The organism is Dyadobacter fanqingshengii (assembly GCF_023822005.2).
In the GTDB taxonomy this organism is placed as follows: domain Bacteria; phylum Bacteroidota; class Bacteroidia; order Cytophagales; family Spirosomataceae; genus Dyadobacter; species Dyadobacter fanqingshengii.
Map to the genome: position 1 here is coordinate 1,393,306 of NZ_CP098806.1, position 19,863 is coordinate 1,413,168.

11 protein-coding genes are annotated in these 19,863 nt (G+C 46.9%); 3 read left to right on the forward strand and 8 right to left on the reverse strand.

Annotation, left to right across the window (positions count from 1 at the left end; genetic code table 11):
- Nucleotides 1-65 precede the first annotated feature (65 nt).
- The 4 genes from NFI81_RS05545 to NFI81_RS05560 form a co-directional block, all read right to left on the reverse strand.
- Entirely contained in the window at nt 66-1,166 is a 1,101-nt protein-coding gene (locus NFI81_RS05545; protein WP_234613557.1) for a FecR family protein, read from the reverse strand.
- Between the two features lie 117 nt (nt 1,167-1,283).
- Nucleotides 1,284-1,895 (reverse strand): RNA polymerase sigma factor, encoded by a 612-nt coding sequence (locus tag NFI81_RS05550; RefSeq protein WP_234613556.1) that lies wholly within the window; start codon nt 1,893-1,895, stop codon nt 1,284-1,286.
- A gap of 191 nt (nt 1,896-2,086) precedes the next feature.
- Entirely contained in the window at nt 2,087-4,081 is a 1,995-nt protein-coding gene (locus NFI81_RS05555; RefSeq protein WP_234613555.1) for a plastocyanin/azurin family copper-binding protein, read from the reverse strand.
- Between the two features lie 22 nt (nt 4,082-4,103).
- Nucleotides 4,104-5,774, reverse strand: coding sequence for a 3-keto-alpha-glucoside-1,2-lyase-like domain-containing protein (locus NFI81_RS05560; protein ID WP_234613554.1), 1,671 nt, complete (start codon nt 5,772-5,774; stop codon nt 4,104-4,106).
- Between the two features lie 794 nt (nt 5,775-6,568).
- On the opposite strand from NFI81_RS05560, the gene NFI81_RS05565 reads away from it, so the two are divergent.
- Complete coding sequence (locus tag NFI81_RS05565) at nt 6,569-9,835, forward strand: SusC/RagA family TonB-linked outer membrane protein (protein ID WP_310589239.1); 3,267 nt, start codon at nt 6,569-6,571, stop codon at nt 9,833-9,835.
- A gap of 41 nt (nt 9,836-9,876) precedes the next feature.
- On the forward strand, nt 9,877-11,475 hold the full coding sequence (locus NFI81_RS05570; RefSeq protein ID WP_310587698.1) for a SusD/RagB family nutrient-binding outer membrane lipoprotein: 1,599 nt from the start codon (nt 9,877-9,879) through the stop codon (nt 11,473-11,475).
- Nucleotides 11,476-11,541: 66 nt separating this feature from the next.
- Here NFI81_RS05570 and polA read toward each other — a convergent pair whose 3' ends face one another.
- The gene (polA, locus tag NFI81_RS05575; RefSeq protein ID WP_234613553.1) at nt 11,542-14,412 is read right to left on the reverse strand and encodes a DNA polymerase I; all 2,871 of its coding nucleotides are present in this window, start codon (nt 14,410-14,412) and stop codon (nt 11,542-11,544) included.
- Nucleotides 14,413-14,657: 245 nt separating this feature from the next.
- On the opposite strand from polA, the gene NFI81_RS05580 reads away from it, so the two are divergent.
- Nucleotides 14,658-16,802, forward strand: coding sequence for a S9 family peptidase (locus tag NFI81_RS05580; protein ID WP_235139035.1), 2,145 nt, complete (start codon nt 14,658-14,660; stop codon nt 16,800-16,802).
- Between the two features lie 127 nt (nt 16,803-16,929).
- Here NFI81_RS05580 and NFI81_RS05585 read toward each other — a convergent pair whose 3' ends face one another.
- From NFI81_RS05585 to NFI81_RS05595, 3 genes are all read right to left on the reverse strand, one after another.
- The gene (locus tag NFI81_RS05585; protein WP_234613551.1) at nt 16,930-18,216 is read right to left on the reverse strand and encodes an O-acetylhomoserine aminocarboxypropyltransferase/cysteine synthase family protein; all 1,287 of its coding nucleotides are present in this window, start codon (nt 18,214-18,216) and stop codon (nt 16,930-16,932) included.
- A 139-nt stretch (nt 18,217-18,355) separates the two neighbouring features.
- On the reverse strand, nt 18,356-18,886 hold the full coding sequence (locus NFI81_RS05590; protein ID WP_234613550.1) for an NADPH-dependent FMN reductase: 531 nt from the start codon (nt 18,884-18,886) through the stop codon (nt 18,356-18,358).
- A gap of 11 nt (nt 18,887-18,897) precedes the next feature.
- Nucleotides 18,898-19,839, reverse strand: coding sequence for a helix-turn-helix transcriptional regulator (locus NFI81_RS05595; RefSeq protein ID WP_234613549.1), 942 nt, complete (start codon nt 19,837-19,839; stop codon nt 18,898-18,900).
- Nucleotides 19,840-19,863: the final 24 nt, after the last annotated feature.

Genomic DNA, 19,863 nt, shown 5'->3' on the forward strand with positions numbered 1-19,863 from the left:
ACAAAAAATTCACAGATTTTGCATCATCCCATAGGCGGAAGTGGAGTTAAATTCAAGCATTTACACTAGCTGCAACCTTTGCTGGTAATCACAATCTTCCCGTCCACCATCTCATAGCTGGCACCGATCGCCTGGCAAATGGCACTCAGTCGCTGTTTGAGATTTTCGTCGCTGTATTGTGCGGTAATGATGCAATTGACAAGTATTTCCTGGTTGTAATCAATCACGATCCCGTACATTTCCTGCAAGGTTTTGAAAACCTGTGAAACCGGCTTTTCGTCGAAGATCATTTCTTTTTGAGCCGTCAGCTCCGAAAGCAGCTGGCGGTTCACAACCATTCCCTTTTCAAGCTTATTTTCTTTTCGGTTAAAGACAGCCTGCTGATTGGGATTCAACACAATGACCGACACCTTTTTATCCGGCTTGTTCTGGAGCGTTTCGTATTCTGTTTTGGGGTAAACAGAAACCCTGCCGGTCTTCACCAGCACCATCACTGTATTTTCCGCGTCCAGCGCTTTCACCCGGAAGCTCGTTCCAAGCACCTTGGTCACTGTTTCATTCGTGTATACCAAAAAAGGCCGCTTGGGATTTTTGGCCACATCAAAAAATGCTTCCCCTGTTAAAATGACCTTCCGTTCGCCTGAGGCAAAAGTTTTTGGATAGGTGATCGTACTGCCCGGCGAAAGTGTTGCAACGCTGTTGTCGCTCAAAAGCACCGTCATTTCGTGTAAACCGGCATTCTTACGCACAAGCATAGGTTCGACGGCGGCATTTTTCACATGTGCATAGGGAGAGGCCGTATTGCTTTCGCGACTGTAAAGCCATAGCCCAATGGCAGAAACAAACAAAAAGATAGCTGCAACGCGCCATATTGGTTGGCCTACGAACTGGTAAATGTTCGTATCACGGTTTTGTTTCTGAATCTCTGCCAGCCTGGTAATTTCCTCAATTTCATGTTGAATGGTTTCCTCGGTAAGGTCGTCGTTGTGCATGTCGTACACTGCCAACACCAGTTCCCGCGCCATGCCCACTTCGCCGGATTTTTCGGGATTTTCCGCAATCCATTTGAGCCAGAATGTTGTGATTTCGGGGGTGGGCGCTGTGACCCACATGCGAAACAAGTCATCCATGGCTAATTCTTCGGCTGTGTGGTAGCGGTAATCCATAAATAAAGCTTGGAGTCTTTAGTATGTATGTCCGCTTTTTGGATAACTATAACCAAAATAATTAAAATATTTTTTGAAATAGTTATAAAACAATGATAATACCGCGAGAGAACGGTTTTATAGAAGGGAGGTGATAACAAGCAAAGCCCAGAGAAACTCAGCGGGTGCCCATATCTGACGGATCTCCTTTAATGTGCGGTGCAACAGGTTGGAAACGCTCTGGCGTCCCAAACCCATAATGTGAGCAATGTCTTCGTTGTCAAGATTCTGGTAAAAGCGCAGGTAAATGACCTCTTGTTGCCTCTTGGAGAGTAGTGTAATGATTCGTTTAAGGTGGCTGGACTGCGATTGCGCGTTTTCATCGGCAATGATCTGCGACTCCACGGGCGCATCTTCATAATCCAGATCAAAGAGCTCCTTAGGCTCCTGAAAGCGCTTCAAACGAATGCTTTCCTTAATAAGCTTGTGTCTCAGCGCTTTAAATAAATATGATTTGACAAAAGCAGTTTCGGAGAGTTGTTCCCTCCGTTCCCATAATTCGAGGTAAAGCTCTTGGATAGAGTCCCGGATAAAGTTGGGGTCGGACGAAAATTTGGTGGAATAGTTGTAAAGAGCGCGGTAATGGACTTGTGCAAGCTGGCCTAATGCAGCCGAATCGCCCGCTTTAAAACGCAGCCAGAGCTGGATATTGATGTCAGAAAGGTTTGATATGTGCGCTTCGTTACTCAAATCTTTTGGTTATTGACATTGTTTTATAATTTCAACGAATTATGCTAATCAAAGCGGCATGTGGTTTTATTCTCCTTGCCATATTTAAGGTAATGCGGAAATTTATGAGACGAGTGGAAAGAATTGGAAAATAAACTGCTGTGCTGTCATGTTAGTATTTGCAGCACAGCAGTTTACCGAAGATTTGTATACTATTTGGTAACCTTCAATTTGCCCTGCATTAATGTATAATGTCCCGGGAATGTGCAAACGTATTGATAGGTTCCGGCTTGTTTTGGCGCTACGAAATAGATGCTTTCTGACTTTTCGGGCTCTACAATGTTGCTATGGAACAAAACGTCATTCGTTTTGGGAACATAATTCAGCTCTGAACCTTTCAAACCCAGATTAAGGCCCGCTTCACCCACCGCGTTGGCTGTTCCCGGCTTGGTAATCACCAGGTTATGAAGCATATCGTCATTGTTGTTGAAGACAATTTTAATGCGGCTTCCTGCTTTTACCTGAATTTCGGAAATATCAAATTTCAATCCCGGAACGGTTCCGATTGTGATCGTCTGATCCGGGCCGTTGGTCCAGCTGGCGGGCATTTCCACAACACGCTTTGCAGAAGGGGCCGAATTAGCAGTTTCAGCGACCGGCATTGTATGCGCGCTGTGATCCACCGCAACCGCTTTAACCGTCGTTGTGAAGGCAGAAGCATTTACCGGATTGCCAGAAGCAATTTCGTTCAATGTATAGTAACCGGTCGCATGCAGCAATGGGTTACCATCCGCACCTTTTACGCCATCCGCCTTGATTTCGTGAATATAACCCTTGCGGAGCAACGCAGGATCAAGAACCAGGCGCACTTTCAGGCCATCTTCTGAAACTACTATTCCTTTCAAAGGCACTTCCTGCGTGTTAACGATCGGGCTGCCGTAAGTCTGGTGATATTTGTAAGTAAAGCTGTTCAATTTGTACGCTTCCTGGTCCGCTGCGGCTTTTTTGTCAACCGGGCTTGTGAACGTGATTTCGAAACCGTCCGGCATAGAACGCACATTTTTCATTTCAAAAGGCATCTTACCCGTCCAAACCAATCGCTGAATGCCAAATTCCTGCTTACCCGTTGCAGACCAGCCGCGACTTGTTTGTCCTACAAACATAGAACCATCCAGGCCCCATTCCATCCGCAAGATCCCCGACATGAAACCTTCGCGGAAAGGGAAAACAGTTCCCTGCCACACGCCATTCACTTTTTCCAGATCCACGCGGGTGATAATGCTGTGTCCCTGATCACCCACGAACATTTGTCCCGAAAACGGACCGAAGGCGCCATTGGTAACATCTTCTTTAAAGTCCGAAGTGGAAATGCCCACGAGCGTGTGCGGAAACCAAACCGCCGGCGCTTTCAGACCCGGCAACTTTTTGGCAACATCGTACAGCGGTTCGCCTGTGTTAGGCACATCAGATGGGGTAAGCTTAACCGGCGAACCTTCTTCTTTGCTCCATCTCAAACCAGCCGGGTTTCCGGCAAAATCTCCTTTTTCCAAATGCGTCATACGGCCGGAACCCACCCAGTCGCCCTGGTTTTCGGTATAAAAAATATCTCCCTTGTAAGAGCCGAAGCCGGAAGGGGAGCGAAGGCCGGTTGCGAATGGCGTCAACTTACCGTCTTCACCCAATTTCAGCATCCAGCCTCTCCATTTTGACTGGCTTGCACCGCGTCCTACCCAGTCGAGGTTCAACGTTACGAGCAGCTCGCCATTCGGCATCGGCACGGGACCGTAAGAATATTGGTGATAATTGCCTGATAATGGCCATTTTGCAAACGAATCATAAACGTCGGCAATGCCATCATTGTCCGTATCCACAAGGCGGGTTACTTCCCCGCGTTGTGAGATCAGAAAATCCTTTCCACGATACAAAAGCCCCAGCGGCTCGTGCAAGCCGGAAGCAAAACGGTGGAAAGAAGGCTGCCCATCGCCTTTCAGATAGGGGTTACCAATCATCCAAACCTCGCCGCGGCGGGTAGAAGTTGCCAGACGGCCGTCCGGAAGCACCTGCATGCCGCCGACTTCCATTTTAATGTTCTCGGGAATGGGGATGGTAACGATCCGGTAGAAATCATCCTCTTTATTTTGCTTCGATTGCGCATACGCTGAGACACATCCAAGTGATATCAGCGTCGTTAATAGTATATTTTTCATTGAGTGGAATCTAAGAATATGGTTACCAGAACATCATATATGTAGCCGAATCGGACACAGGCAACACCAGTTCCTGATTGTCTCCGGCAGGCCTCACAATGGCCTGAGCTTTCTGATTGACCTGAATATAATAGCGGTTATCGATCTGGAAAAGGCCGTTTTTGAGATCAGTGATCTGTTTTCCAGATCCCAGCAACGAATAAATCGCGCCGGTAGGCTTGCCTTCTACGGTAAATGTCCGGGACATTCCTTTGTCATTGGAAATGATCTGATCGCTTACTGTCGCCGAGCCGATTGCATAGCGGAACACAGGAAATCCTTCCGGGTTGATTTTGTAGCCCAGGAAATTGATGTTCGAAGAATCCGGCCAGGTTGTTGCTTTGTCGGCTAAAACGGCAAGGCTGCTTCTGCCCGAAACGTGGACGCTCAGTCCCGCAGGGGTTAACAGTTGCGGTTCGCCGCGTTCGTACCACATTTCGGTAACGTTGGCAAACTGTCCACGCCAGGCTTGCAGCATTGCGCCGCGGTTCAAGTCGATCGTGTAGCTCCATCCTTGCGGGCTTCCAACTGAAATGCAATGTGTGCGCTTATATTTCTCGCCTTCGATCTGGATGAATGAACGCACCATTTCGGGCTGCTTGTCGGGCGTCACGCTAATGTATGGCTTCGGCTCCGGCTCGGGCAATGATGAAAGCACGTGCAGGTCGTAGGGACGAATGCCCGCTTTTTCAACGCGAAGCCCCAATGCGGGTTGTCTCCATGGAAAGCGGGAGTAATGTATCTTGAATTTGTGAGCGCCTTGCGTCAGGTTCGCTGTGCCCGTGTGCGTTTCCTGTGAAGTGCTTTCGCCCGTGCTCATCACGCTCTTTCCATCTACTTCAAAATCGAACATCGGGCCGGAGTAAATGCTTGTAAAAATGTATTCGCCTGCTTCCTGCACATCGATATCGCCTTCGTAAACCAAATGGAACTCGCGCATTCCGTTCGTCACTTCCTGGGTTAATGTTGGAGATTTTCCTTCATGAGAAAGCTTGCTATATTCCTTTGCATCCCATTTGTCCGAATAAACCTTGTATGCCAGGTTATTCAATGTCAATGTCTTACGACTCGCAAGCAATTGATAACCTACATTTCTGAACGCGATAGTTCCCTTGTTTACCTCAAATGAGAGCGGTTTTCCTTCTGCGGTAGCCTGGGAATTAGGCAGATAAACAGTTTCCAGCACTGTGACACCATTTAACGACAACAAATTGAGCCGGGCAGAGTTGGCTACGCCAGGAACGGCCGCGTCGTAAACGAGTTCAAGCGTTTGCCAGAGCCCCGGTGCTTTGGAAGCGTTTTGCGTTGGAAATTGTCCGATATAACCGGATGTGGAAGCATTGGCATCACGTTGATGGCTGCTGTCGGAAATTCTTACTTTCTGTCCGCCCGGCAGCACAATGTAGCCTTCTGCGCCTGGGGAAACCATAAATTCGGTGGCCAACCGGAGGTCGCCTGCTTTTAATTTCGTTGTCAGGGCTTTACCTGGGCTGCCGATCAGGATGCCTTCTCCCGCTTTGGTTTTAGGTTTTGCTGTTCCCGTCGGGTGGATGGCCACATCGCCTTGTACGGACCAGTTCGGGCTTGTGCTTTCAAATGAGCTGAGGTCTTTTAAGGGGAGCAGGGAATAATTTCCTTTCGCTGTCTGTCCCATAACCATTATGGGACAAGTCAGAAAAAGCAATGAAACTTTCTGAATCAAATGACGCATTGGATATATTAAGTGTATTGTTCACAATTAAAAAGCGAAGTTCGCATTTTTTTCTACTAATATATCCTGTTAAATTGTAATTAATATTTAATTAAATAGTGTTTTCTTCATAGGGCGACGACTGCCCGTCAACTCCTCCTGGGTTCGCCGAATGCTAGGTATAAAAACACTTCCCAATACAATCTAATTTTTATACGGCGGGTTTGAATTATCCTGTGGTTCCATATATTTAATATTAGTTCACTTTTGGAAAGTGGGCCCGTTCTGCATTTGCCTGAAATTTTGCGTTTGAGGATGCCGTCTACAAACTAGTTTGTAGTCCTTACCGGGTGGCCGGAGTGAGGCTTGGAAGAAAATCTTATCCGATTTCCAATATAAAATTGCAATCTGGATGTAAAGTGGGGGTAAATGTCACCTTCCAGTGAAATAAGGTTGTTGTTCCTTGTATTTTATCTAAACTTATTTTTATAATTTTAAAGGGAATCGCAGACATTTTCACACCAAACAGACCCGCGTAACGCTCCATTTAGTCAGGATTGCGCCGGGGAAGCCACCGCGCGTATTTCTCATTATTTACCTTTGCCGAATTTCGTTTCCCCGCCGGATTATGGGTTGATTTGTTTATAGTATGTTAATAAATACTTAACACGTTTAAAGGATTTATAGCGCAATTTTGCAATTTGATTGAATACCCTACTTCAATTTTCAATTCCTGTAACAATTAAACTATTTGCTCCATGATTAAACAAATTTACTTACAACGAAGGCTTGGCCTATTGAGACGGGGCTGTCAGCTGTTTTTTGCAGTGGGATGCATGCTCATGTCGCAACTGGCTGCTGCCCAGGGCTCAGTGACCGGACAAGTAACGGGCCAGGAAGACAAAGCGCCGATTCCCGGAGCGAGCGTAATCGTGAAAGGAAGCACCAGCGGTACGATCACCGACGCGGATGGAAAGTTCAAACTGGACGTAGCGAACAATGATGCGGTCCTGATGGTTTCTTTCCTCGGTTTTCAAACGCAGGAAGTGCCGGTTAACGGAAAAAGCCGCCTGGATGTAGTGCTTGTAACAGACCTTCGCCAGCTTACGGAGGTGGTTGTGACGGCTTTGGGTATCAAAAAAGACGTTCGCCGCATCGGGGTTGCGATTCAGACGGTTGACGGTGCTTCAACAGTGAAAGCGCGTGACCCGAATGCGATCAATGCACTGGCGGGTAAAGTGGCTGGTCTGACGATCGGTGCCCAGCCTGAACTTTTGAGAAGACCTAACATTAATTTGCGTGGTAACACGGACGTGCTGTTTGTAGTGGACGGTGTTCCGGTGAACTCGGATACGTGGAATGTGAGCCCGGACGACATTGAGACTTATTCGGTTCTGAAAGGCGCAAGTGCCTCAGCACTATATGGTTTTCGTGGAAAAAACGGTGCTATCCTGATCACTACAAAGCGCGGAACCAAGGATAAAAGGGGCTTCTCGGTGGATTTCAACTCGTCCACAATGATGGATAGAAGCTTTTATGCTATCCCAAAAGTGCAGGATGAATATGGTCCCGGCGATCACGGACGCTATGCCTTTGGAGATGGTAAGGGTGGGGGATTGAATGACGGCGACTACGATGGAGGCTGGGGACCGAAGTTTGAAGGTCAGCTGATCCCGCAGTATGACAGCCCGGTTGATCCGATCACGAAAGTAAGGTCAGCGACGCCATGGATCAATCGCGGAAAGGACAACCTGAAACGCTTCTTGGAAACAGGGATCTTGTCAACGAATAATGTAGCTGTTTCGGCCTCCGGTGAAAAACACAACATTCGTTTCTCTGTCTCGAATATTTACCAGAAAGGCATTGTGCCCAACACAAAGCTGAACATTACCAACTTCAACATAACGGCCGACTACAAGTTTTCCGACAAATGGAAGTTTGAGTCAAGCCTGCAATATAATCGCCAGTATTCGCCTAATATTCCGGACATTAACTACGGCCCGAACTCGATCATCTATAATATGGTCTTCTGGGCGGGGGCGGACTGGAATGTGGCCGATATGCGTAATTACTGGCAGCCTGGAAAAGAGGGAGTTCAACAAATATATGCTGAATATCAGCGCTATAACAACCCTTATTTCATGAGTTATGAGTGGCTGCGCGGACATCAGAAAACGGATATCATTGGCCAGGCTGCCATGACTTACAAGATCAACAGCTTTCTGGAAGCCACATTCAGGACGCAGGTTACGACCTGGGATCTTTTCAGGAGCGAAAAAATGCCTTACTCTGCCACTTCATACGGAAGAGAAGAAGCGAAAGGCGATTATCGCGAAGACCGCCGCAATCTGTTCGAAAACAACACGGACATTCTCGTGAAGTTTGACAAAGATCTTTTCGAAGGGTTCAATGCAAAAATCTGGGCGGGTGGTAACCTTCGGAATTTTGCATACAGCTCGCAATATGGCTCTACGGATTACTTGAACGTTCCGGGGTTGTACAATTTCAACAACTCGTTAAGGCCGGTTCGCACGTCGAATTTCAACTCAAATATGCGTGTGAACTCAGCTTATTACTCAGCTGACTTTTCTTTCAAAGATTTCTTCACGATTTCTACAACGGGTCGCGTAGATAAGCTGTCGACTTTGCCAGCTGGAAACAACACATTCTTCTATCCTTCGGTAGCGGCGTCCACAGTTCTTTCGGATTACCTGCCGATCCCGCAGGTGATTTCCTTCCTGAAACTGAGGGCTTCTTATGCGAATGTAAAAGACGGGTTGACGAGTGCAACAATCGGAACGACGCCTGCTTTGGGTGATGCCAATCCGCTGGGTTACGGTGACCAGTATTTCTCTCCTTATGGTGGTCCTACTTATCAGAATGCGGCAGTTTATTCAACACCATTCTCCTATAATAACACGCCTGCGGCCTATTTTACCAATACATTGAATAATCCGAACATTGTGCCCAGCACAACTTCCCAGACCGAGCTTGGCCTGGATGTAAGGATCCTGCAAAACCGAATCGGATTGGATGCAACCTATTTTATTTCTGATGAAGGACCGAGAATTTACGCCTTACCGGTTTCAACTACAACGGGTTACAATTCTTATCTGGTGAACGGGATCAACACGCGGAAAACGGGCTGGGAGATTGCCTTGACAGGTTCCCCGTTGAAAAGCGCGAATGGCCTGAACTGGGACGTGGTTGCCAATTATTCCACATATAAAGAAGTCTTGAAGGAGATCTATCCGGGTGTGGATGCATTGAACACCTTCCTGAAAGTAGGGGACAGAATGGATAAGTTCTATGGACGTTCATTTGCCAAAACGGCTGACGGACAGATCATTAATGATGATTCCGGTCGTCCTATCTATTTGCCTGTGAACCAGTTCCTGGGCTATATGAACCCGAAATTTGTGTTTGGTGTAAACAACAAATTTGCCTACAAAAATGTGAGCATGAGCTTCCAGTTTGATGGCCGTATCGGCGGTGTGATCTCCAATTATGTGCAAAAACAAACATTCCGTGGCGGAAGAAATGCATTGCTTGCTGAGGGCGCGTTGGGCGAGGCAAGAGAACTGGATTGGCAGGGTTTCAAAGCCGGTGTTGCGGATAGCAAAAATTATCTTGGCGAAGGTGTTCAGGTCAGCAATGGCAAGGCGCTTAATTACGATGTGGATGGTAAGATCACCAACCTTGCGGAGCTGCAATTTGCCCCTAATGCAACCAAACAATATGTTCAGGACTGGGTAAGCCGCTATTACAACACCGAGCAAGGCAACTTAATGAGCCGCTCTTTTGCAATGCTTAGAGAGGTGGTGATCGGCTATGCGATCCCGAACAGCTGGCTGGAAAGATCGAAAATATTCCGTTCTGCGTCGGTTTCACTGGTAGGTCGCAACCTGCTTTACTTCGCTGAAAAGAAAGATATTGATTTGAACCAATATATTTCAGGCGGCGAATCCAGCCCACAAACACCTTCCATGCGCCGTTACGGGGTTAATATCAACCTTACTTTTTAACGAAACAGAAATACAATTTTCTTGCATTTTAAATATAGAAAATGATGCGTCATCATAAAATATTACTCGGAACACTCACTTTTCTAGCCCTGACATTTACGGGCTGTGAAAAGAGTTTTGAAGAACTGGAACAAGATCCCAACCGCGCAACCACCGCGCCCGCTTCCCTGATTTTACAGGGAGTTGAATGGGATATGTTCAACGAAACCGGTCTGCCTTTCAGCTCAGAAATGCGCTGGAACCAGTTTTATGCCATTAACTACAATTATTATGGCAATAACGAATACCAATGGTCATCATTCAACGACCATTACACAACGCTGAAAAACGTTACCCAAATGGAATTGGAGCACAAGAAAACAGGTGCTGCTGATGTGAACGGTTACAGCGCGCTGGGCAAGTTTTTCCGTGCCTTCTTTATGGATCAAATGAGCGTTCGTGCGGGCGACCTGCCTATGAAAGGCGCTGTCCTGGGACGCGAGAACCTTACGCCTGAATACGATTCCCAAAAGGAGATCTACATTCAGATTCTTAAATGGCTGGATGAATCCAATTCGGATATGACCGCACTGATCGCGAAGGGCGAGACAACGGTTGGCGGCGACTTTTACTTTGCCGGCAAACTGGCCAAATGGCAAAAGATCGTGAATGCATTCCGTCTGCGCGTACTGATCCGTTTGAGCAAAAAAGAGGCCGACACAGATTTGAACATCAAAAGTCAGTTCGCTGCCATTCTGGCCAATCCGGCCAAATATCCATTGCCGGAAGGAATGGTTGACAACCTGGAATTTGTTTCAAATAACTTCAACAAATATCCTTCGAATCCCGATAATTTTGGTTTTGATGCGACACGCCAGAATATGGCCGCAACATATGTTGGCCTGCTGACTGCACGTAAAGACCCGCGTGTGATGGTCACAACGGAACCGGCTGGTGCTCAGTTGAAAGCAGGGAAACTGCCCTCTGATTTTACAGCATTCGTTGGTGCAAGTTCAGGCGAAGATTTGGCTGATATGTCGTCCAAAGCGGGTATCAACAATGGACCGGGGTTTGCGCCGGGTGCTTATTCTTTCCAAAGCCGTTCGAGATATTATTCCAATTACACCGGTGAGAATATTTTCATCGTAGGCTATCCCGAAATGTGTTTCAACATTGCCGAGGCCATCAACAGAGGTTGGGCGCCGGGAAGTGCAGAGCAATGGTATCAAAAAGGGATAAGGGCTTCTCAGGAGTTTTATGGTGTGAAAGACGGAACATTGTCTATGCTTTATTCTAAAACCGGCGGACGCGATGCAAGTGATTTTGTGAGCTATAATGTCAATTTCAGCTTCAATACTTATTATGCGCAGCCTTTGGTTAAATACGGCGGAAACAATGCAGCGGGTCTGGAACAGATCATTACGCAGAAATATCTTGCATTTTTTATGAATTCAGGAATGGAAGCTTATTTTGATTACCGCAGAACCGGTTTTCCGAAGTTTATGACAGGAGTAGGAACCGGAAATTCGGGCCGTATCGCATTGCGCTGGCAATATCCGTCTTCCGAAAGAACCACAAACGCAGCTAATTACAAAGCGGCTATTGACAGGCAATTTGCAGGAAAAGACGACATTAATGATGTGATCTGGTTGTTGAAATAACACAGGTCGGGTTTAAAAAAAGGAAGGCTTTCGGATTCAGTCCAAAAGCCTTCCTTTTTTTGTTGTTTAATGTGCTTCGAGCCAGTTGGCGCCAATGCCGATCCCGGTTTCCATCTTTACGGGTAAGGGAATAGCAACCCGCATCAGCTCATCCACTTTTTCTTTTAGCAGGCTGATTTCGTCGCGGTGCGCGTCGAACACGAGTTCATCATGCACTTGCAGGATCATACGTGATTTCAACTTTTCGTTGGCGATAAAATCATGAATATTGATCATCGCTACTTTGATCATATCCGCCGCTGAACCCTGGATGGGCGCATTAATGGCGTTTCGCTCCGCATAACCACGGTTTGTCTGGTTCCTTGAATTGATGTCCGGCACGTAACGACGGCGACCCAAAATGGTTTCCACAAATTCCTTTTCCCTGGCATCGTTTACCACCTTGTCCATATAACCTTTCACGGCAGGGAATTCTTCAAAATAGGCACGGATAATTTCGCCGGCTTCGCTTCTCGGAATCGCCAGTCGCTGCGCCAGTCCGAATGCTGAAATGCCGTAAATGATCCCAAAATTCACCATTTTCGATTTCCGGCGCATGTCTGAAGTCACCTCATCCAAAGGCACTTTAAACACCTTGCTCGCTGTGGTTGCGTGAATGTCGCGCCCCTGGTTGAATGCTTCGATCATACTTTCATCCCCGCTGAAAGCCGCCATGATCCGGAGCTCGATTTGCGAATAATCCGCAGAAAGGATCTGAAATTCCTCATTATCAGGCACAAATGCTTTCCTTATTTCCCGTCCGCGCGGCGTTCTGATGGGAATGTTTTGCAGGTTAGGATTGGTGGAGCTCAACCTTCCGGTTGCGGCAACAGCCTGGTTATAGGATGTATGGATGCGCCCTGTGCGGCTGCTTACCAGCAATGGCAATGCGTCCACATAAGTTGATTTTAATTTTTGTAATTCTCTGTAATCGAGAATTTTACGGGCTATTTCATGGCTGTTTTCAAGCTCCGAGAGAATGTCTTCACCCGTTGCATACTGCCCGGTTTTGGTTTTTTTCGGCTTTTCAATCAGTTTCATTTTATCAAAAAGCACTTCGCCCAGTTGCTTCGGTGAGCTGATGTTGAATGACTGACCTGCCGACGCGTAAATTTCACTTTCCGTTTGTCTCAGATCCAGTTCCAGCACATTAGACATCTCTTTCAATGCGCCGATATCGAGCCGCACGCCTTTGCTTTCCATAGCAGCGAGCACTTTCAGGAGCGGCATTTCCACTTTTTCGAAAAGCTTAAATGCATTCACTTTGGGGAGTTCACGCGAAAATATGGTGTTCAGCTGTAATGTAATGTCCGCATCTTCGCCCGCGTATTGCGTGATCTCAGGAATGGATACATCCCGCATGGTGCCTTGTTTCACACCCTTTTTGCCGATAAGCGAAGTGATCGAAACCGGTTCGTAATTCAGGTAAGAAGCAGCCAGAATGTCCATGCCATGGCGCTTATCGGGTTCCAGCAGATAATGTGCGAGCATGGTGTCGCTTAGCTTACCGTGGATCTCAATCCCATAACTCCGCAGCACAAGCAAATCGTATTTGATATTTTGTCCAATTTTTTCAATGGATTCATTTTCAAACACTTCCCTGAAATTCTCCAAGATCTCAATCGCCTTTTCACGGTCCGCCGGAACAGGAATGTAGAATGCTTCCCCTGGCAAATACGCGAAGGAAAGTCCCACAAGCTCCGCGTCAATGGTGTCCAGTGATGTAGTTTCCGTATCAAAGCAAAACGATTCCTGTAAAGACAGATAATAGGCCAGACTTTTCAGCAATTCCGGCGTATCCACGGTGTGATAGCGGTGAAAAGTGTTGTCGATGGTCTGCTTGGTGGTTGGGATGTGCAGGTCCTCATATGCTTGCTCGGGCGCATCATCATCGGCTATTCCTTCACTGATGATTGCAGGCTGCTTGCCCAGTTCCTCTGTCGGATTCCCGAAAAGATCCAGCTGGCCGGCTTTTGTTTTTGGGGCAGGTTTGGAAACAGCCGTGGTCGCAACGATGCCCGGGCCAAGTATTCTTGCTTTTAATGTCTTAAATTCCAATTCGTCAAACAGCTCGATGATCTTATCTGCATTCGCCGCGCACACAGTCAGATCTTCGGGATCGAACGGAACGGGCACCTTAATGTCGATCGTAGCGAGTTGTTTACTCAAAACTGCCTTATCAATGTTCTCACGAAGCTTTTCGCCCAGCTTGCCTTTTATCTCGTCGGCATGCGTAATGAGGTTTTCAATGGTGTCGTATTCCGCGATCAGTTTTTGAGCCGTTTTTTCGCCCACACCCGGCACGCCCGGAATGTTATCCACCGCGTCGCCCATCAATCCCAGGATATCAATCACCTGGTCGATGCGCTGGATTTGCCAGCGGTTCAGGATCTGCTGCACACCCAGGACTTCGGCGCCTTTGCCCAGGAACGCGGGCTTATATATGTAGACATGCTCTTCTACGAGCTGACCGTAATCTTTATCCGGCGTCATCATGAAAACCTCAAAGCCGGCAACCGAAGCTTCCTTGGCGATGGTCCCGATAATGTCATCCGCCTCATAGCCGTCCAAAACTAAGACCGGAATACACATCGCTTCCAAGAGACGCTTCACCAGCGGGATAGCCACTGTGATATCCTCCGGTTGCGCCTCGCGCTGTGCCTTGTATGCCTCATACTGCACATGCCTGAATGTGGGCGCGGAGGTGTCGAAAGCAACACCAATGTGTGTGGGTTTTTCCTTCTGCAAAACTTCAAGCAATGTGTTTGTAAAGCCAAAAACAGCGCTTGTATTCAATCCCTTTGACGTGATCCTCGGCGCTTTGATAAAAGCAAAATGTGCACGATAGATCAATGCCATTGCGTCCAGCAGGAAAAGTTTATGAACGGGTTTATCCATGAGGTCTTTTATTTATGAAACTCAAATATAACGTATGTGTGCAGATGAAAAGGATTACAACCGCTTTTTTGTAGATTTAAGGCCTGTGATATTCAAAAGATAAGCACTTTTCATACATTGATTTAATATTTTACATTTAATACTTTTAATAAATATAATAAATACTAAAAGTGGTGAATGTATTTATCTTTTAGTATTTTTATAAAGTTTAATATTTATAGAATTCACCCTAAAACTGATGCACAATGCGAATCATTTTACCTTTTTTAGCTGTTATCATTTTTTCCTGTAATCAAAATAAAGACGTGAACGAAGCATATCAATGGCCGGGAGCGACGCCTCCCGTAGCAGCAATGAAAGACCATGAGACCGGCATGCATGGCGACAAACGAAATGATGAGTATTACTGGATGGCTGATTTTTTCAGCAAAGGCCCGGACAGTAACAAAGTTGTGGATTATCTGAAAGCAGAGAATGCTTACACAGATACAATGATGGCTGCAACGAAGAAATTCCAGGAAGATCTTTTCGCGGAAATGAAAGGCCGGATCAAGGAAAAAGATGAGTCTGTGCCGGTGTTCAGCAATGGATACTGGTATTATACAAGAAGCGAAGAGGGACAGCAATATTTCAAGTATTGCCGGAAAAAAGGTTCGCTGGAAGCGAAAGAAGAAATGCTTCTAGATGTGGACAAGATGGCGGAAGGACATCCATATTACTCTGCCGTCGGTTTCAATGTGAGTCCTGATAACAAATTACTGGCGTACGGCGTCGACACAGTTTCCCGGCGACAGTATACCATTTATGTGAAAAACTTAGAAACCGGTGAGCTGTTCAAAGACGCGATTTTCCCTGCCAGCGGCGGATCGGAGTGGGGGAACGATAACAAGACATTGTTCTACACGGCCACAAACCCAAAAACGCTTTTAAGCGAGAAAATCAAACGCCATACACTGGGAACCGATCCCAAGAAGGATGTGGTCGTGTATGCCGAAAAAGACAAGGCGAATTACATTGGTGTAGGCAAGACCAAATCGGAAAAATATATCATTATAGCGTCTTCCGCGACGATGTCTTCGGAATACAGGATCCTGGACGCGGACAAGCCGGAAGGCGACTTCAAGGTTTTTCAGCCGAGGATTAAGAACGTGCTTTACGACATTGACCACCAGAACGACAAGTTCCTGATCGTTACCAATAAGGATGCGCTCAATTTTAAACTCATGGAAACGCCGCTTAATCAGACGGGCGTAGAGCATTGGAAAGAGGTTATTCCAACCAGAACAGATGTCCTGCTTGAAGGAATCGACGTTTTTAAAGACTATCTGGTGATTACCGAGCGGAAAAACGGACTGCTGCAATTGCGGATCCGAAATGTGAATAACAATGCAGAGCATTACGTGGATTTTGGCGAGCCTGCTTACACGGCGTACGCAAGCTCCAATCCTGAGTTTGACAGCAAGAATCTGCGCTATGTTTACACCTCGCTGACCACGCCTAATTCTGTGTATGATTACAACATGGAAACCAAAGGCAAGGAACTCAAAAAGCGTCAGGAAGTGATTGGCGGCTATGACCCTGAAAAATATGTGACGGAACGTTTGTATGCCACATCGCGCGACGGCGTGAAAGTCCCGATTTCGCTGGTTTACAAAAAAGGCACAGAGAAAAGTGAGAAAACACCATTGCTATTATACGCATACGGCTCCTACGGAAACAGCATGGACGCCGCATTCAGCAGCACCAGGTTGAGCCTGCTTGACAGAGGCTTCATTTACGCGATCGCGCACGTACGAGGCGGACAGGAAATGGGGCGGCAATGGTATGAGGACGGGAAATTGTTTAAAAAGAAAAACACATTTTTCGACTTCATCGACTGCGCCGAATATCTTATTAAGGGCAAATTCACCTCGCCGGCACACTTATACGCGGAAGGCGGAAGCGCAGGAGGCTTGCTAATGGGCGCCATTTCCAACCTCCGGCCAGACCTCTGGCGCGGGATTATCGCCGATGTTCCCTTTGTGGACGTTGTCACAACCATGCTGGATGAAAGCATTCCATTGACAACCAATGAGTTTGACGAGTGGGGTAATCCCAAGAATAAGGAATATTATACATTCATGAAAACGTATTCTCCTTATGACAATGTAGAAAAAAAGGATTATCCCAACATGCTGGTGACCACAGGCCTGCATGATAGCCAGGTACAATATTTCGAGCCTGCGAAATGGGTCGCCAGACTAAGAACGCATAAAACAGACAAAAATGTGCTGCTACTAAAAACCAATATGGAAGCCGGCCACGGCGGTGCCTCCGGACGGTTTGAGTATTTAAAGGAGGTCGCGTTGCAATTTGCGTTTATGTTTGCTTTGGAGGGGATTAGGGAGTAGGGAAGTTGCTTACCTGTCAGCCTGAGCGCTCACATACCTGTCAGCCTGAGCGTAGTCGAAGGCGCGTTACCAAGGAGTAGCGCGCCTTCGACTACGCTCAGGCTGACAAGATTCTTAACTTTTCACTTTACAACGCCCCGAACGCCTCTTGGATATCGGCAATGATATCATCAATATGCTCGATCCCTACTGAAATCCGCAGCTGCGTTGGGTGTACACCGGCAGAGACTTGCTCGATTTCGTTGAGCTGGGAGTGCGTGGTGGAGGCCGGGTGGATGATCAGTGTTTTGGCGTCGCCTACATTGGCGAGGTTACTGATGAGTTTGAGATTATCCACGAACTTCTCGGCCTGCGTTTTATCCCCTTTGATCGTAAATGAAAGCACGCCGCCGAAACCACGGGTTAAATACTTTTTCGCGAGCGTGTGATATTTGCTGCTTTCCAGGCCAATGTAGTTTACGCTTTCCACTTGTGGCTGACTTTCAAGCCATTGTGCCAGTTTAAGCGCGTTTTCGCCAATTCTTTCCACGCGTAATGAGAGCGTTTCGAGCCCTTGCAGGAACAAAAAGCCGTTGAATGGAGATAGGGACGGGCCCCAGTCTCTCAAACCTTCTACGCGTGCACGGATAATGAACTGAATGTTTCCGAACGGACCGCCGATGCCGAATACATCATTTAAAACCAATCCGTGATAACTTGGTGAAGGCTCGGTAAACTGTTTGAATTTACCATTGCCCCAGTTGTAAGTTCCTGCGTCCACAATCACGCCTCCGATGGACGTTCCATGGCCACCGATCCATTTGGTAGCGGATTGCACCACCACGTGTGCCCCGTATTTGATGGGCTGAAATATGGCCCCGGCTGCTCCGAATGTGTTATCCACGATCAATGGCAGGTCGTATTTGTTGGCCAGGGCCGCAAAGGCTTCAAAATCGGGAACACTGTAACTTGGGTTTCCAATGGTTTCGAGATAAATAAATTTGGTGTTATCGTCGATCAGTTTTTCGAAGCTGCTGACATCGTCTCCGTCAGCGAAACGTGCTTCGACGCCTATATTTTTGAATGAATTTTTAAACTGATTGTGCGAGCCACCATATAAGAAGGACGTGGTCACAAAATTATCTCCAACCGTCGTAATGTTATTGATCGCGATGAATTGCGCCGAGTGACCGGACGCAGTTGCCAATGCAGCAACACCGCCTTCCAAAGCAGCGACTCTTTTCTCGAACACATCGTTCGTAGGGTTCATGATCCGGGAATAAATGTTCCCGAACTCCTTTAAAGCGAACAGGTTAGCGGCATGCTCGGCATTGTTGAATACATATGATGTGGTTTGATAGATGGGAACGGCACGTGCGTTCGTTGCAGGGTCTGGCTGTTGTCCGGCGTGGAGTTGTAAGGTCTCAAATTTCATTTTCTGAACGTTTTTTAAGGTGGATAGATCTCAAATGTATTAAATATAATATTTAGTATATAGAAATTGTAGTCTTTTATTCGACTCATAATTTCTATCATTTTACCAATATACCACTTGATTTTGGTTTAAGCGGCGGTCAGCCGATAATTTTCAAAAGGTTGGTGCATTGCGCTTTTAAGGCAGCAATTGTGGGCTCGTCACTGATCTTTTGCAAGCTGTTGATTTTAAGCTTGATGTTGGGAATGGCAAGCGAACTTTCATCATTACGCTTCGTCCCGAGCGCTGTCAGGGTCAGCAGGAGGGAAGCGAGGGCTTTGTCGCCACCGGTGTTGAGGGGCGAAGCACTGATGGCGGCCACGGGCTTATCATTCAGATCACCCGTTGCAACCGTCCAATCCAGTGCATTTTTTAATGTTCCGGGAACGCCGAACGCGTATTCGGGTGTGCAAATAATAACGCCGTCGGCCATTTGAATGGCCTGCTTGAACCTGATAACACCACCATGATCAGGAATACCAGGACTGAAATGAGGGATTTCGTCCAGACTTTCGAATAGCTGGAAACGAACATGCCCGGGCAGGAAATCTGCCAGTGTTTTCAGGAGGAGTGTATTCATGGAATCAGCGCGCAAACTGCCCGAAATGCCTAGTATGCTGATATTTTTCATTTATTTAATGGCTAAATTTTTGCAGAAATCTGCACCAGTAAAGCCCTCACCTTTTCTTTCAGGCTTTCGGGCTCGAGAATGCAGGCACTCGAGGCGAGCATTAAATACCAAAGTGCGAATGCTTCAAGGGATGCGGACAGGAAACTCATTTCAATGCCTTCATCCGTTACGATTTCGGACACAAAGCCATAATAATACTTTTGATTGCGAATGTAATGGGATTTTTCCCTGTCTATTCTGATCCGGATCAAACGCAGGTTTTGGGTGTCCCAGGATTGGGCGAGAAAGTCTTTTAAAGGCGCGTGCTTGTGCTGGAAATCTTTGTCGGTAAGCTCAATTTTCAGGATGCGGTCAGAGCGGAAATTGCGATAATTGTTGCGTAAATGGCAGTAGGCGATGGTATACCAGTAATCATTTTCGTGGTAGATGCCAACCGGCTCAATAACGCGTTCCGTCAGATCCTGAAAGCCGAGGGAATTGTAATTGATTTTAGAGATCTTTTTTTCCGTGATGCTTTTGAGCAAAATATCCAGCGTATTGCTGTCTTCTCCATAAAACGGCTTGGCCGATTGCCTTACTTCAATGTGGTTTTCCAGCGTTTCCACCATTGATTTTTCACTGCTCCGCAACACCGATTTAATCTTGAACATCGCAGACTGATATTGTGATTGCGTGGAAAGATCAGTGAATTTTTCCATCAATTTTTCGGCAGTGATGAATGTGCGTGCCTCCTCCTTTGTAAACATAACAGGAGGCAGGCGATAGCCATCCATGATCGAATAACCCACACCTGCCTCCCCGATAATGGGCACGCCAGCCTCCGCCAACGAGCTGATATCTCTGTACACGGTCCGCAAACTAATTTCGAATCGCTCTGCGAGATCCTGAGCCTTTACAATCTTACGCGATTGTAACTGAATTAATATGGCAGTTATACGGTCAAAACGGTTCATATGTGGCTGGCTAAGGAATTTGCC